The 15,644-nt window shown below is 63.9% G+C and carries 13 protein-coding genes; 7 read left to right on the forward strand and 6 right to left on the reverse strand.

Annotated features, from left to right (window positions below; all coding sequences use genetic code 11):
- Nucleotides 1–18 precede the first annotated feature (18 nt).
- Nucleotides 19–777 carry an alpha/beta fold hydrolase gene (locus ACIGGF_RS15035; protein WP_397522058.1) on the forward strand — a complete coding sequence of 253 codons (759 nt, stop codon included), beginning with the start codon at nt 19–21 and terminating at the stop codon, nt 775–777.
- 9 nt (nt 778–786) lie between these two features.
- Complete coding sequence (locus ACIGGF_RS15040; RefSeq protein WP_397522059.1) at nt 787–1,296, forward strand: hypothetical protein; 510 nt, start codon at nt 787–789, stop codon at nt 1,294–1,296.
- Between the two features lie 14 nt (nt 1,297–1,310).
- Here the strand turns inward: ACIGGF_RS15040 and ACIGGF_RS15045 are convergent, their stop codons facing one another.
- A complete protein-coding gene (locus ACIGGF_RS15045; RefSeq protein WP_397522060.1) occupies nt 1,311–2,285 on the reverse strand; it encodes an ArsR/SmtB family transcription factor in 975 nt (324 codons plus the stop codon).
- Nucleotides 2,286–2,340: 55 nt separating this feature from the next.
- On the opposite strand from ACIGGF_RS15045, the gene ACIGGF_RS15050 reads away from it, so the two are divergent.
- Nucleotides 2,341–3,105 (forward strand): class I SAM-dependent methyltransferase, encoded by a 765-nt coding sequence (locus ACIGGF_RS15050; protein ID WP_397522061.1) that lies wholly within the window; start codon nt 2,341–2,343, stop codon nt 3,103–3,105.
- A gap of 8 nt (nt 3,106–3,113) precedes the next feature.
- Here the strand turns inward: ACIGGF_RS15050 and ACIGGF_RS15055 are convergent, their stop codons facing one another.
- Together ACIGGF_RS15055 and ACIGGF_RS15060 are read right to left on the reverse strand one after the other, a co-directional pair.
- Complete coding sequence (locus ACIGGF_RS15055; RefSeq protein WP_397522062.1) at nt 3,114–5,114, reverse strand: SDR family oxidoreductase; 2,001 nt, start codon at nt 5,112–5,114, stop codon at nt 3,114–3,116.
- 34 nt (nt 5,115–5,148) lie between these two features.
- Entirely contained in the window at nt 5,149–7,278 is a 2,130-nt protein-coding gene (locus ACIGGF_RS15060; protein ID WP_397522063.1) for an MMPL family transporter, read from the reverse strand.
- 123 nt (nt 7,279–7,401) lie between these two features.
- Here ACIGGF_RS15060 and ACIGGF_RS15065 point away from each other — a divergent pair, with 123 nt between their 5' ends.
- Nucleotides 7,402–10,677, forward strand: a complete 3,276-nt coding sequence (locus ACIGGF_RS15065; protein ID WP_397522064.1) for an error-prone DNA polymerase — start codon at nt 7,402–7,404, stop codon at nt 10,675–10,677.
- Between the two features lie 23 nt (nt 10,678–10,700).
- Nucleotides 10,701–11,201 carry a metallophosphoesterase family protein gene (locus tag ACIGGF_RS15070; protein WP_397522105.1) on the forward strand — a complete coding sequence of 167 codons (501 nt, stop codon included), beginning with the start codon at nt 10,701–10,703 and terminating at the stop codon, nt 11,199–11,201.
- Between the two features lie 15 nt (nt 11,202–11,216).
- Here ACIGGF_RS15070 and ACIGGF_RS15075 read toward each other — a convergent pair whose 3' ends face one another.
- Nucleotides 11,217–11,942 (reverse strand): SDR family NAD(P)-dependent oxidoreductase, encoded by a 726-nt coding sequence (locus ACIGGF_RS15075; RefSeq protein WP_397522065.1) that lies wholly within the window; start codon nt 11,940–11,942, stop codon nt 11,217–11,219.
- Between the two features lie 75 nt (nt 11,943–12,017).
- Here ACIGGF_RS15075 and ACIGGF_RS15080 point away from each other — a divergent pair, with 75 nt between their 5' ends.
- The gene (locus ACIGGF_RS15080) at nt 12,018–12,857 is read left to right on the forward strand and encodes a helix-turn-helix transcriptional regulator (RefSeq protein ID WP_397522066.1); all 840 of its coding nucleotides are present in this window, start codon (nt 12,018–12,020) and stop codon (nt 12,855–12,857) included.
- A 115-nt stretch (nt 12,858–12,972) separates the two neighbouring features.
- Nucleotides 12,973–13,902, forward strand: coding sequence for an SDR family oxidoreductase (locus ACIGGF_RS15085; protein WP_397522067.1), 930 nt, complete (start codon nt 12,973–12,975; stop codon nt 13,900–13,902).
- Nucleotides 13,903–13,935: 33 nt separating this feature from the next.
- Here ACIGGF_RS15085 and ACIGGF_RS15090 read toward each other — a convergent pair whose 3' ends face one another.
- A complete protein-coding gene (locus tag ACIGGF_RS15090; RefSeq protein ID WP_397522068.1) occupies nt 13,936–14,880 on the reverse strand; it encodes a HAMP domain-containing protein in 945 nt (314 codons plus the stop codon).
- Between the two features lie 163 nt (nt 14,881–15,043).
- On the reverse strand, nt 15,044–15,598 hold the full coding sequence (locus ACIGGF_RS15095; RefSeq protein ID WP_397522069.1) for a DUF6764 family protein: 555 nt from the start codon (nt 15,596–15,598) through the stop codon (nt 15,044–15,046).
- Between the last annotated feature and the right edge of the window lie 46 nt (nt 15,599–15,644).

Consider the following 15,644-nt stretch of genomic DNA (forward strand, 5'->3'; position numbering starts at 1 on the left):
ACCGCTACATTCGAGCGAATGCAGATGATGTCGGAGACGGTCGACCTCGGTGGCGTCGCTATCGCGTATCGCTCGTTCGCCCCGCTGGAACACCACAGTTCGACGCCAGTGCTTCTGGTGCACGGCATGGGCGGGGACAGTGGCACCTGGGATCGCTTCGCTCGTGCGCTGACTGCTCGAGGTCGCCGGGTGATCACCGTCGATCTGCGCGGTCATGGCAAGAGCGCCCACACATCCACGTACGAGTTCGACTCGTTCGGCGATGACCTCCTTGCCCTGATCGATCACCTCGGTCTCACGGAAGTCGATCTCGTCGGACATTCTTTGGGTGGATATGCGGTCTCGCTCGTCGCGCAACACCGACCGCAGCTCGTCCGACGCCTGGTTCTCGAAGAGCTCCCGATACCGATCAGGCCGGGCGACGCGCCGCCGACCTTGACCGGCCGGTTGCCGTCGGCCACCGAGCTCTGGCACGCCGCCACGAGCGTTGTTCTGCACCCCCGTGCGGTACTCGCATTCGACAGATCGATGACCGCCACTGCCCTCGAGCAGTTTCGTCGGCCGAATCCGCGGTGGTGGAAGTCGTTGGCCGACATCACTGCTCCGACGTTGATCCTTCGCGGAGGTCCCGGCGGCATGGTCGATCCGGTTCGGCTCGACGCGATGGTTGCCGAGATCTCGACCTGCCGCGTCGAGGCGTTCCGTACCGGTCACAGCATCCATCGCGACGGCTACTCGGCGTTCGAGGCGGCTGTTCTTCCGTACCTGACGCAGTAATCTGCACTCATGTATCTGAGCGTGCTCGATCGAAAGCTGGTGGCGTGGTCGGCACTGTTCGTCGTCTCGCAGGCCAACATCGCTCGGCTCCTCGGCCCGTCCGCCCCGAAAGTGCTTGCTGTGCAGACGGCATGGTCGGAGCAGCGCTACCGGAATATTCTCGCGAGCATGGACGAGACCGAAATCGCCAGATTCCGCAGCCACTACTTTCCCGACTTCGTCCATCCCGCGATCTATGCCATCGCACTGCGAGCCGGCGCCCGCAGCCTGGCAGAGAAGACGCCGCTGAGCCCTGCGGCGACGACGGCATTGGCCGTCGCACCCGTGGTCTCCGCCGCCGGTGACTACATCGAGAACATCGTCGGACTGACATTGGTCGACAACCGTGAACAGATCACCGACACCGTCGTCCGCGCCACCACCGTGGTCAGTACCGTCAAGTGGTTACTGGCGATCGGCTCACTGGCGTACCTGAGTCAGGGGTTTCTGCGAGTGTGGGCACAGGATCTGTTGCGCTGAATCTCGCGCCGGCCCTACCTCTGCCGTCCGACCAACTCGTCCCCGAGAGGCGTGCGTACGTACAGCACCGATCGTCCCTGTCTGACGCGGCGCACCGCCGCCGCTTCGCGCAGAACGCGAAGATGCTGGCTCGCCGCGCTGGGTGAGACGCCCAGTGCGGCAGCGAGTTCCCCGGTGGTGGTGGGCATGTCGAGCAGCGTGAGAATCGTGGCACGTTGTGTGCCGAGAAGATTCGTCAGTGCTCGGTTCGGAACCGACCGCGCCAGGTTCCACAATGCGCCGTCCCACACTGCGCCGCGCCCGCGGGCCGGATACACCAGCGACGGAGCCCGTGTCGGGCTGATCTGAGTGATCGCGCCGTGTACGAACACCGACGGAATCAGTGGAAGTCCCCGTCCGTCGACGTCGACCCACACCTGGTCCTCGAGCCGATCGACCCACAGCACACCGTCATCCCATCGAACTCGGGAATCGAGGTGCTCGAACATCTTTCGTGCCCCGAAGTGCGAGAGCTGTTGTGCTCGGTAGTCCACATCACCGTCCAGGACCGCACGGATCCGGGCCCAGTCGGGTCGGAGGCAAGTGGCCCAATACTGCGAAAGCGCCTGAACCGTGCGGGTGCGCACCGCTCGGGCCGGGCCGGCGAGGATCGAGGGAACATCGGCGGAGAAGGCGGCAGCGATATCGCGTCGCATCTCCACTGCCCGTGTCGCCGCGACAACGGCGATCTCGTCGTCGAGGGCCGGGGATGCGGTGGACGGACGGGGAGCGAGGAAGTCCGGGATTCTGCCGTCGGGAGAGACCAACGCCGTCAGCATCTCGGTGTCACACTGCTGCCATGCCGCCAGCACGCGTCGTCGCCACGGCTCGTGCAGACGGTGGCGATTCGGCGAGGTCCAGGCACGCAGGCTCAGGACCGTCTCGAACAGCGGCGAGACGGTCAGCGAGGTATCCGCCAGGTCGGCGGCTCGAAGATGAAGTGCGAGCATGTAGTCCCACACTAAATGGTGGCGACCGATAGCCCTGCTCGATGTACTGATCCACATGCCCATCGACTTCGACGATCCAGCCAACAGCGACACCTATTCCGGCCGCGAGGCCGACCCTTCTTGGGTTGCCGCGATGACCAGTATCGTCGATCCGGTCGGCGCGAACGTCGTCGATCTCGGGTGCGGCGGTGGTACCTATGCGCGTGCATGGCGCACGCTGGGAGCGCACGTCACAGCTGTCGATTCGAGTGCACCGATTCTGGAGTCCGCCCGCCGATCGTCGCCCACGGCCATCGCGTTCGAGTGTGCACCGGCCGAGCACACCGGCCTCACCGATGGCCGAGCAGATATCGTGTTCGCCCGCGCTCTGGTCCATCATCTGCCCGATGTCTTCGGCTTGGCAACAGAGATGTTCCGGCTTCTGCGTTCGGGTGGGATCGCGATAGTCCAGGATCGAACGAGCCAGGACGCGATACGGCGAGGATCGCCCACGAACCCGCGCGGATATCTCTTCGACGCCTTTCCCTGGTTGACGGAGATCGAGTCTCGGCGGCGACCCGACGTCGATGAGGTAAAGGCCGCCTTCACACGGGCAGGATTCAACGACGTTGTGACGCAACCACTCTGGGAAACGCGTCGACGCTACGGAAACCGCGAGCAGTACCTGACAGAGATTGCCGGCAGAACTGGGCGCTCCATTCTGCACGAACTCTCCGACGGCGAACTCGCGGAGCTGATCGAATATGTGCGTGATCGCCTGGCCCCCGGCGAGTTGATCGAACGCGATCGCTGGACTCTGTGGACCGCCGCGGCCCCATGACGCGCCGGTCACCAACTGGTGCCGGGTACCAATCTGCCGACGCGTCGGATCACTTTGCCGATGCGTGCGGTCGGAGTCTTCGGATTGTACGGTCGAACTCGATAGGGCAGTTTCCCGTCCTCTATCGGTACCGGCATTTCGCCTTTGGCGGCAGCGGTTTCGGCGAACTTTCGGTAGTGCTGATGCATGGTGCGGTCTTTGCCCTTGGGGCTGAAGATGGCACCGAACTGTCCGAGTGTTCCCAACGGTGTATCGATGCGTTTGGGCTTGTCGCTCAGTGCGCGGATCACCATCGCAGCGGCCTTTTCCGGAGAGAACACGGGGCCCACGTTCTTGTCGCCCGTCGGGGTGATCATCGGGGTGTCCACCAGCGGCATGTGGATGGTGGTGTAGGTGATTCCGTCCGAGAGTGTTTCTGCAGCAGCAACATCGGTGAAGCCGTCGAGTGCTGCCTTGCTGGCCACGTAGGCCGAGAAGCGTGGAGGGTGTCCCAGTACCGCGGCGCTGGAGATGTTGACGACGTGTCCGAACTGGCGTTCGCGCAGGTGCGGTAGCAGCGCCAGCACCAATCGAATCGCTCCGAAGTAATTGACGGCCATGGTGCGTTCGTAATCGTGCAGCCGATCAGTGGACCGGTAGAGCGAACGTCGGATGGATCGACCGGCACTGTTGACCAGCATGTCGACGTGACCGTGTTCGCTCAGAACGGTTTTGACGGTCTGGTCCACCGATTCGCTGTCGGTCACGTCGCACGGGTAACCGTAGGCGGTACCGCCCGATTCGCGGATGTGCTCGACCACCTCGTCGAGCTGATCCTGACCGCGTGCCAGAAGAATGACTACTGCGCCCTTGCGTGCCGCCGCCTCGGCACTGGCTCGGCCGATACCGGAGGATCCACCGGTGATGATGATGTGACGACCGAACAGTGGCCCCCGTGGGTCGTTTCGGCGGTTGCGCTGAGGATCGAAGTTCTTCTGCCAGTACGTCCACACCCGATCCGCATACGTGCGTAGTGGCGGCGGCGTAATGGAGCTGCCCTGCAACGCTTTCTGGGTCGCTGCCGACTCGAACACCGAGGGAAGTGTCAGGTGATCGAGCATCACCGGTGGGACGCCGACATCGCGCAGGGCGGCGTTGCGCTGCTTCAGTACCGCTCCGGACTTGGGGGAGACAACCGGGGCAACCAATGCTCCGGGCACGTCGACCACTCTCGCTCGAGATCCGGCGGCCGACGAGAACGCGGAGTACACCTCGGCCATGGACTGCGGGCTCGTGTTCACCAAGTGGAAGACGCTGTGCGGTGCAGTGTCTCGGTGCACGAGTTCGACGATGGCATCGGCGACGTAGTCGACCGGTACCAGGTTGGTGTTGCCCATTTTCGGCACGGTAATAGGTATCACCGAGGGCAGCTTGGCGAGTTGCGCGAAGAACGGAAAGAAGTAGTACGGGCCGTCGATCTTGTCGATGGCTCCGGTCTCCGAATGCCCGATGATCGCAGCGGGCCGGTAGACCCGCCAGTCCACGGCGCTGCCGCGGACCAGCTTCTCGGCCTCGAACTTGGTGCGATGGTAGGCCGTCGGAAAATTCTGTCCGAGGTCGAAATCGTTCTCGGAAAACCTTCCTCGGTAGTCGCCGGCAACGGCGATCGACGAGATGTGGTGCAACCGTGCGCCGGTCTTCGCGGCCAGGCCGATAACCGAGGCGGTTCCGGCTACATTGGTCGGTGCCTGTTCGTCGCCTGCGGTCAGGTCGTAGACGGCCCCGAGGTGGAGTATGTGATCTATGTCGGGCGGCACGTCGGAGAGTCCCAGCTCGGGCTCGGCGAGATCTCCGATCAACGGACGAATCCGGTCGCCGCCGTCGAGCTGCTGTGCCTGTCGCTCGAGACGAGCAACCGAGCTCGGACGCACCAACACGTGGATCGCGGCATTCGCATCACGCTCCAGCAGTCGGGGTAGGACGTTCTTCCCGAGAAACCCGGTACCGCCGGTCACGATGTAGTTCGCCATGCGAGCCGACCTTACTCCGAAGTAAGTTCTCGGGCTAGTGGCCGATTCCCGCCTTGTCGTGCACTTTCTTCATCCATGCCGGTGCCCACCAGTTGGCCTCACCCATGAGTTTGACCAAGGACGGAACCAGCAGCATCCGGATGATGGTGGCGTCGATGATCAGGGCGAGAATGACGCCGAAGCCGAGGAACTTCATGATCGACAGACCCGAGATGGTGAATGCCCCGGTGACGACGATCAGTATCAACGCAGCCGCGGTGACGATACGTCCGGTGCGCTGAGCGCCGAAGACGACGGCTTCTTCGGTGCTGGCTCCCGCCGCGCGAGCTTCGACCATGCGCGACATCAGGAACACTTCGTAGTCGGTCGACAAGCCGAAGATGACCGCGAGGATGAGGACTACGAACGTCGATTCGAGTGGTCCTGGGGTGACGCCGATCAGTCCTGCCCCGTGGCCTTCCTGGAACACCCACGTCAGGGCGCCGAATGTCGCGCCCAAGCTCAGTCCGGCCATCAGTACGGCCTTGATCGGCAACACGATCGAGCCGAACGCAAGGAACAGCAATACCAGCGTCGAGACGACCATGATCGCGATCATCACCGGTAGCCACTTGGCGATGGCGGCGTTTCCGTCGTCGATGTTGGCGCGTCCGCCGCCGACGAGGATTTCGGTACCGTCGGGCGGGGCGATCGAGCGCAACGACGACACTGCGTCGGATTGGGACTCGGCCTCGGTCAGCTCACCGGCCGGCTCGCTGTACGAGGCTCGCAGGGTCACGAAATCGTCTGCCGAGCCGAGGAATTCGGCGCGAGCGATACCGGGTGTCGATTCCACAGCCGAGGTCAATGCGGCGATGGGTGCGCCCTGAGGCTTGACGCCGTCCAGGCCACGAAGAACGATCGTGGCACCATCGCCCGTCGACTCGAAGTCGGTGCCGAGTGTCTCGAACGCCATGCGCGCCGGATTGTCTTTCGGCAACGCCGTGTAATCGACCTCGCCGAGCGAGACCTTCAGGATCGGGGTGGCGATGATCAGCAACCCGGCGACGATGACGGCTGCGACGATTCCTGGATGCTTCATCACACGCGTGACGACTCCACCCCAGAACTTGTGCGCGCGTGCATCACTGCGATCGGACGCGGTACGCGACCAGGTCCAGGAATTGATGTGGGTGCCGAGAATCGCGAGCAGAGCCGGAACGACGGTCAGTGACAGGGCGGCGGCGCTCGCCACCGCGGCCATGGCTCCGAATCCGAGGGACCGGATCACCGCCTGAGGAAAGACGAGCATGCCTGCGAACGCGCAGATCAACAGCAGTCCCGAGAAGACGACGGTTTTGCCTGCGGTGGCGACGGTGCGGACGGTCGCGTCCATCGGCGTCGACCCACTGCGTAGTTCCTCGCGGAACCTGCTGACGATGAACAATCCGTAGTCGATGGCCAGACCCAGCCCCAACAGCGACGCGACGTTGATCGAGAACGAGCTGACTTCGGTGAACTCGGTGAGGACGCGCAGAATCGCCAATGAGCTGAACACGCTCAGGATGCCGACGAACACCGGAACCGCGGCGGCGATCACGCCGCCGAAGATGAAGATCAGCAGTAGCAGTGTGATGGGAACAGCGATGAGCTCCGAGCGGACGAGGTCGCTTTCGAGGGTCTCGCTGAGAGAGACTCCGACCACTGACGCACCGGCGAACTGTGATTCGATTCCGGGCACTTCGAGCTGGGGCGGGAGTTCGCCGAAGGTATTGAACGTGACGCCCGAATTCGCCCCGAGGGAGATTGTGACCAGTGCCTTGGTTCGATCCTTCGAGACCAGGAATTCCTTGCTGACCGGGTCCGCCGTCCAGTACGAATTGACGTTGCCCAGGGTGTAGCGCCCGGTGAACTGGTCGAGCGTCGCCTGTACTCGGGGCCCGATGTCGTCGATCGACTCGCCGTCGGGTGCGGTGTAGATCGCCACGATGTCCGGGGTCGGCTGGCCGATGCCCTGCACCAGCCGCGCTACCTCGGACGACTCACTGCCGGCGTCGGCGTAGCCGCCCTCGCTCAGCTTGGAGAAGACGCTCAGTCCCAACACCCCGCCGATGGCGACGACGGCCACGACGACTGCGAGCACCCATCGTTTGTGCGATACGACGAACGAGGCCCAACGGGTCATGATGGTGCTCCGGCTCTGTGGAAGGTGTCAGTGGCGACTCGACTGTAGTTGCTCCGTGTCGGACCTTCATGTTCTCATTAGAACAAGTGTTCGATGATGCAGTGTGCGTGTGGGGAGGGTTCGATGGGTTGGAACGACGGACCACCCACGTGGTCGGAGATGGAACGCGTCCTGTCCGGTCGTCCCAAGCCTGCGGCCGAGGGCGACGGCGGCGACAGCCCGGCGTGGTCGCGCAAGAGGGACGTCTACGACCGCACCATCGACAAGCCCGCGATGTCCACGACGCCGTATGCAGAGTTGCATGCGCACTCCGCGTTCAGCTTTCTCGACGGCGCCTCGCAGCCGGAGGAGATGGTCGAAGAAGCGGTACGCCTCGGCCTCGAATCCATCGCCATCACCGATCACGACGGCTTCTACGGAGTCGTGCGCTTCGCCGAGGCGGCCAGAGCGCTCGGCATCGGAACCGTGTTCGGTGCCGAACTGTCGCTCGACACCGATAGATCCAGGGCCGGAGCGACCGACCCCGACGGCACACATCTGTTGGTGCTCGCTCGCGGTCAAGAAGGATATCGACGGCTCTCGCGTCGGATCGCCGCCGCGCACCTGGCCGGTGGGGTCAAAGGCAAGCCGCAGTACGACATCGACGAGCTCACCGAAGCGGCCGGTGGTCACTGGCAGATTCTCACCGGTTGCCGAAAAGGCCATGTCAGGCAGGCGCTCTCGCGCGGCGGTCCGGAGGCCGCCGAGGCCGCACTGCGCACTCTCGTCGATCGCTTCGGTCCGGACCGCGTCACCGTCGAACTCACCCGGCACGGAATCGCGGACGACGACGAGCGCAACGATGCGCTTGCGGCACTGGCTGGCAGATACGGTCTCGAGACGATCGCAACCACGGCTGCGCACTACGCGAGTCCGCGCAGCAGAAGGCTGGCCATGGCGATGGCCGCTGTACGTGCGCGGAGCAGCCTGGACGAGGCCGCCGGTTGGATGGCACCGACGGGCGGCGAACATCTACGGTCCGGGGCGGAGATGGCGGAACTGTTCCGTCACTATCCGGGCGCGGTGCGCGGTGCCGTCGAACTCGGTCGTGAGTGTTCGTTCGATCTGACGTTGATCGCGCCGCGCCTGCCGCCGTTCGATGTGCCCGACGGCTACACCGAGATCAGCTATCTACGCCGACTCACGTTCGAGGGAGCCGCCCGACGGTACGGCCCGCAATCGGCGAACCCGGCGGCCTACTCTCAGCTCGAGTACGAACTCGACATCATTGCGCGGCTCGAATTCCCCGGCTACTTCTTGGTGGTCCACGACATCGTCCACTTCTGCAAGACACACGACATCCTCTGTCAGGGAAGAGGTTCGGCGGCGAACTCCGCCGTCTGCTACGCCATCGGGATCACCAATGTCGATCCGGTGGCCAACAAGCTGCTGTTCGAGCGGTTCCTCGCGCCCGAACGCGACGGCCCACCCGACATCGATATCGACATCGAATCCGATCGTCGAGAAGAGGCGATTCAGCACGTCTACGCCAAGTACGGCCGCACCCATGCCGCTCAGGTGGCCAACGTCATCACCTACCGCGGCAAGTCGTCGGTGCGAGACATGGCCCGTGCGCTCGGCTTCTCACAGGGACAACAGGACGCGTGGAGCAAGCAGATCACCCGCTGGTCCGGAATCGGTGATCAGGAAGGCGACGGAATTCCCGAGTCCGTTCTCGAACTCGCACGTCAGATCGAAGGCTTTCCACGGCACCTGGGCATTCACTCCGGTGGCATGGTGATCTGTGATCGACCGATCGCCGACGTCTGTCCGGTGGAATGGGCAACCATGGAGAATCGCAGTGTGCTCCAGTGGGACAAGGACGATTGTGCCGCAGTGGGTTTGGTGAAGTTCGACATGCTCGGTCTGGGCATGCTCTCGGCATTGCACTACATGATCGATCTGATCTCCGAACACAAAAGAATCGTCATCGATCTCGCTTCGATCGACCTGTCCGAGCCCGAGGTGTACGAGATGCTTCAACGAGCCGATTCGGTGGGAGTGTTCCAGGTCGAATCGCGCGCGCAGATGGCCACGTTGCCACGACTGAAGCCGCGAAACTTCTACGATCTGGTGGTCGAGGTCGCATTGATCCGTCCCGGCCCGATCCAGGGTGGTTCGGTACACCCGTACATCAAGCGCCGCAACGGACTCGAACCGGTGATCTTCGAGCATCCCTCGCTGAAGAAGGCTCTCGATCGAACTCTCGGGGTGCCGCTGTTCCAGGAACAGTTGATGCAGATGGCCATCGATGTCGCCGGTTTCAGTGCCGCAGACGCCGACCAATTGCGTCGTGCCATGGGATCGAAACGATCGCCGGAGAAGATGGAGTTGCTGCGTGGGCGTTTTTACGACGGGATGCGCACTCTGCACGGCATCACCGGTGAGGCAGCCGACCGCATCTACGAAAAGCTTTCGGCGTTCGCCAATTTCGGCTTTCCCGAGAGTCATTCGCAGAGCTTCGCCTCGTTGGTCTTCTACTCGTCGTGGTTCAAGTTGCACCATCCGGCTGCGTTCTGCGCAGGCTTGTTGCGTGCCCAGCCGATGGGCTTCTACTCACCTCAATCTTTGGTCGCCGATGCCAGACGGCACGGGGTGCTGGTGCACGGTGCCGATGTGAACGCCAGTCTCGGCCATGCGAATCTCGAGGGAGACGGCCTCGAGATTCGCATGGGGTTGGCCGATGTGAAGTTCATCGGCACCACGCTGGCCCAGAAGATCGTCGATGCCCGAAACTCGCACGGGCAGTACACCTCGTTCCTGGATCTGACGGGTCGCGTCGAACTGTCGGTGGCGCAGGCGGAAGCACTGGCCACGGCCGGCGCACTGGGGTGTTTCGGAATCACGCGTCGAGAGGCATTGTGGGCTGCCGGCGCGGCGGCAGGGGAGCGGCCCGGTCTGCTCCCCGGCATCGGTGCCTCGACGAAAGCGCCTGCGCTGCCGGGTATGACGGACCTCGATCTGGCGTCGGCCGATGTCTGGGCAACCGGGGTCTCCCCCAATTCCTATCCCACCCAGTTCTTTCGAGATCGGCTCGAATCTCTCGGGGTGGTTCCCGCGAATCGGTTGCTGCAGATCCCTGACGGAGACAGAGTCCTCGTCGGCGGTGCGGTGACGCATCGCCAGCGGCCGGCCACTGCCGGAGGTGTCACGTTCATCAACCTCGAGGACGAAACCGGCATGGTCAACGTCGTGTGCTCGGTCGGGTTGTGGGCCAAGTACCGCAAGCTGGCGATCACCGCCCCGGCTTTGCTGATTCGAGGCAAGGTACAGAACGCAGAGGGTGCGGTGACCGTGGTGGCCGATCATCTGCAGCTGATGGATCTGCGTGTTGCGTCCAGATCGAGGGATTTCCGATGAGGAACGACGTGCACAATCGAGTGGTGAAGTTGCTGCTGATTGCCGATACTCATCTTCCGAAGCGGGCACGTGACCTGCCCGACGAGGTGTGGACTGCCGTCGACGACGCCGATGTGGTGATCCACGCAGGCGATTGGGTGAACCTGGCCGCCTACGAGGAGCTCTCGCATAGATCGCGTCGGCTGGTCGCGTGCTGGGGCAACAACGACGGCGAGGAGCTCCGAGAGTTGATGCCCGAACGCGCCGACGTCGTCCTGGCTGGGGTGCGATTCTCCGTGGTCCACGAGACGGGTTCCGCGACGGGCCGGGAGAAACGGATGGCGGCGGCGTACCCGGACACGGACGTACTCGTCTTCGGTCACAGTCACATTCCATGGGACACGGTGGCAGACAACGGCCTACGACTTCTCAACCCGGGATCGCCGACGGATCGGCGTCGCCAGCCGTTCTGCACGTACATGACGGCCGTTGCCGAGAACGGGGAACTGACCGACGTCGAGCTGCATCGCATCGCCTCTCGATAGTGGCGACCGAAGTACTCACATTCCGCCGGCCACCCTGATGACGGTTCCCGTGGCATACCGCGCATCGTCGGACAAGAGCCAGGAGACAGCCCCAGCGATCTCGTCCGGCACACCGGGGCGGCCGATCGGGATGCTCGACGCCATTCTCTGTGGTCGTTGCCGATCTCGGTGAAAGTCGGTCTCGATGATCCCGGGTGCCACCGCATTGACGCGGATGTTCTGCGCCGCAACCTCTTTGGACAGTCCCACGGTCAGTGTATCGACCGCTGCCTTCGCTGCCGCGTAATGAACGTACATACCGGGGCTCCCCAGGGTCGCTGCAGCGGAGGAGATGTTGACGATCGAGCCACCTGATTCGGTCATCGCCGCGACCGCATACTTGCAGCAGGTGATCACCCCGATCAAGTTGACATCGAGGTCTGCTCTGATCGTCTCGATGTCGTTGTCCGCCAGCCTGCCGACTGCGCGTGCCGAACCGGCGTTGTTCACCACGCCGCTGATGATGCCGATTTCCGCCGCGGCACCGAACAGATCGATCACCGCCTGCTCGTCGGTGGTGTCCGCGCGCACTGCCATCACTGTTCGACCGGACCTCGACAGCTCGGTTGCCACTGCTTGCGCGGCAGAGGCATCGGAGCGATAGCCGATCACCACATCGTGTCCGTCGGCCACCAGTCGCCGGGACACCGCGGCGCCGATTCCGCGACTTCCACCGGTGACGACGGTCAGGGGAGCGTTCATCGTTCGACCATAGTCGTCGAGCTCAGGGCACAATTGCGAGAAGACAACCGTGTTCGATCGGGGAGGAGCTCCAGAGTGATCGATCGCCCGGAGTTGGCAGCGTTTCTGCGGCAGCGGCGAGAGTCGTTGCAGCCCGAAGACATCGGCCTTCCGCGGGGGCAGCGCCGACGAACGCAGGGCCTTCGGCGCGAGGAGGTTGCCGAACTGTGTCATATGTCGACCGACTACTACGCCCGTCTCGAACGCGGATCAGGTCCTGCTCCGTCGGAGCAGATGATCGCGTCGATCGCGCAGGGTCTGCATCTGTCGCTGGACGAGCGCGATCACGTGTTTCGCCTCGCTGGACATGCGCCTCCAGCGCGCGGAACGTCGAGCGACCACATCAGCCCAGGTCTACTGCGGATTCTGGACCGACTGAACGACACACCCGCCGAGATCGTCTCCGAGCTCGGCGAAACGCTGCGTCAAACATCGCTGGGAGTTGCACTGACCGGTGATGCGTCGTTGCGCACCGGGCCGAACCGGAGTCTGGGATATCGCTGGTTCACCGACCCCACTGTCCGGCAGGCGTACCCGTCGGACGAGCGCGATGTGCTGTCCCGGCTGTACGCGTCGGGTCTGCGCGAGATCGTCACCCTTCGCGGACCCGATTCGACCGCAGCCCATCTGTCGGCCGAGCTGCAGCAGGTCAGCGAGGAGTTCCGAAGCCTATGGGAGAAGCGCGAAGTGGGCGTTCGCCCACCCGAGATCAAACGGTTCCTGCACCCGACGGTAGGCCTGCTGCAATTGAACTGCCAAACCCTCCTCGATCCAGAGCAAGCGCATCGGTTGTTGGTGTACACGGCAGTCCCGGGCAGCGAGAGTCACGCCAAACTGGAACTGCTCGCGGTGGTGGGAACCCAGGTTCTGACCTGATTCACGGTGCCGGTCGTATCAGTGGATCGGTAGGTCCTGGATAAGCCCGACGCGTTCGTCGAACATGGGTTCTGCACGTGAAAACGCATGATCACCCACAACCGAGGAGCATCACATGGGCCGCATCACCGACTTATCGATCCCCGACCTGACGGGAAAGCGCGCCGTCGTCACGGGAGCCAGCGACGGGATCGGAACCGTCATCGCGACTCGGCTCGCTCGCGCCGGAGCAGAAGTGGTCATGCCGGTGCGCTCTGCCGGCAAAGGGGAGCGTGCCGCGGAGTCGATCCGTACCGCTGTTCCCGGCGCGCAGATCACCACCCGGACGTTGGACCTGTCGTCGCTGGATTCGGTGGCGACGCTGACGAGCGAATTGATCTCGGAAGGGCGACCGATCGACGTCCTCGTCAACAACGCCGGGGTCATGCAGCCACCCGAGCGTCAGGTCACGCAGGACGGGTTCGAGCTGCAATTCGGTACCAACCACCTCGGACACTTCGCGCTCACTCTGGGTCTGCTGCCGCTTCTCCGAGCCGGCGGCGCTCGAGTGACCCATCAGACGAGCATCGCGGCGCGATCGGGGAACATCAATTGGGACGACCTGAACTGGGAGCGCTCCTACGACGTCATGAAGGCGTACAGCCAATCGAAGATTGCCGTGGCACTGTTCGCGCGCGAACTCGACGCCCGCAGCAGGGCCGGTGGGTGGGGAATCACCTCCAACGTGGCCCATCCTGGAATCTCACCGACCAATCTGCTTGCAGCCCAGCCAGGTCTGGGGCGCCCGAAGGATTCTGCGGGGAGACGGCTCATCGGCGTACTTGCCCGCATCGGAATCGCGGGAACGGTGGACAGTGCCGCGCAACCGGCCGTGATCGCGGCCGCAGGTAGCGTCTCGCGTGGTGATCAGTTCGTCGGCCCTACCCGGATGATCGGCGGACCGCCCGCCGAGCTCGAACTTTGGAAGCCTTTGCGGAGCATGGATGACGCACAACGACTGTGGACAGAATCCGAAAAGCTGACCGGCGTGCAGCTTCCGTCCTGACGTGATCGTTGTCCGACCTCGCCGATTTCCCTGTCACTGAGCTGTCGGTGCCGGCTCTCGGGCTTGGTCGACGAGGTCGTGCACCAAGCCGATGATGACGTCCATCTGAGCGATGACCTCGACTCGCAACCGATCTTGCCCGTCTTCGGGCATGGTCGGTGCGTCGGGACGGTCGAGCGACATCAGCAAGTCGATGTTGGTGCGCAACGCGGTCAGCGGCTCCATCAGTTCGGCACCGGCGTCGACGATCAGCTGCCCTTGCCTGGCTCGGGACCGAGACAGGGAGGCCAACATCTCGTTGAAGCTGTTGGCGAGTGACGCGAGTTCGTCGTCTCCGTTGACATCGATGGGCTCGAAGTCTCCGGTTCTGGCAACTCGTTCGGTGCCTGCGCGGAGGCGGGTGACGGGTCTGAGGCCGGTGCGGGCCACAGCGGTACCGGCGACGCCGGCCAGCGCGACGAGAAATCCTCCGACGAGAACGAGAGCCAGTGTGAGTTTGGCCAGTAGACGGGACGCTCCACCGAGCGATTCGGCCACCATGATGGTTTCTCCGGAGGCGGTGCGCTGGGCGGATATGTAGTAGCCGCGTACCTCGCGCAGCGACCGATCCGCGCTGCCGTCCACGACCGATTGCTCGGGGGCATCCAGAACGCCGTCGGGGTTCGTGAAGGGGTCGGCACAGTTGGAGGAGGTCATCAATTCTCCGCCGGTAGCTATCAGTGCGACCTTGGCCGTGGATTCCTCGGTCGCGAAACCGAACAGGTAGGGCGACGCACCCGACGCTGCGCTGGCCATCAAGGCGTCGCTGTTGCGTCCGACGCGGTCGATGACCTGTGAACGCAGGGCCTGCTCCGCGACGAGATAGATCGCCAGAGCGCTGACCGCGACGGCGAGGGCCGCCACACTCATCGTCAACACTCGGATCCGTCCGTGCAACGACAGCGCCCTGGGGCGCGGCGTCACACGTGAATTGCTCATTTTTCGAGTATGCCGGTCGAGGCGTGAGAGTCCATCCGCAGGTAGCCCTACGATCCGAGCGACAGATCAGGGCACGTCGTCCACATCGGCGGAGCCGACTACCTCGAATCGAACTCTCGGGTAGTCGGCTCCGAACGACAGGGCGATTACCGCGCCCCCGCAATCAGCTACCGAGGACGCAGAACTGGCCGCTGGAGAGATTCAGAGCTAGGGACAGGGGCCCGACGCAATCGACGCCTCCGGCTTCCGAGGTGGCACCGGATCCCCAACCCGCGACGGCAAGCGTCGTCTGGCCGGCGTCGGCCCACGAGTGTGCGATGCCGCCGCCGAGCGCGAGTGCGTAGGCCGTGCCCGCGTTCTTGCTCGCTCCGAGGGCGACGCCGAATCCGTTGGCGAAGGTGGTCGTCGATCCGGGACCGTCGTTGACGCTGACCGCGGTGCCGCTGTCGACAGCACCGGCGGTGGCCCGGCCGGTGCCCTCCGAGGTGGCCCCGCAGCTCGCGGTGCCGTCGACCTGGATGTCGTTGGCCGAGGGCGGTGACACGCAGTTGACGGGGGCGGCCGACGCGGTGCCGGCACCCACGAGTGCAGCGGCGGTCATGCCCGAGCCGAGGGCGAATATTGCTGCGGTGCGGGCAATTCGACTACCGAATCGACTCGACGTGCGCGTGGAGGAGGAGTAGGAGAAAGAACGGCGGGGCTGGGAAACAGAGAACAACAGAAAGCTCCTTCACGAGCGAAACGGGTCGATGCGGCACACCGTA

This window comes from Rhodococcus sp. NPDC078407 (genome assembly GCF_044542515.1).
Lineage (GTDB): Bacteria > Actinomycetota > Actinomycetes > Mycobacteriales > Mycobacteriaceae > Rhodococcoides.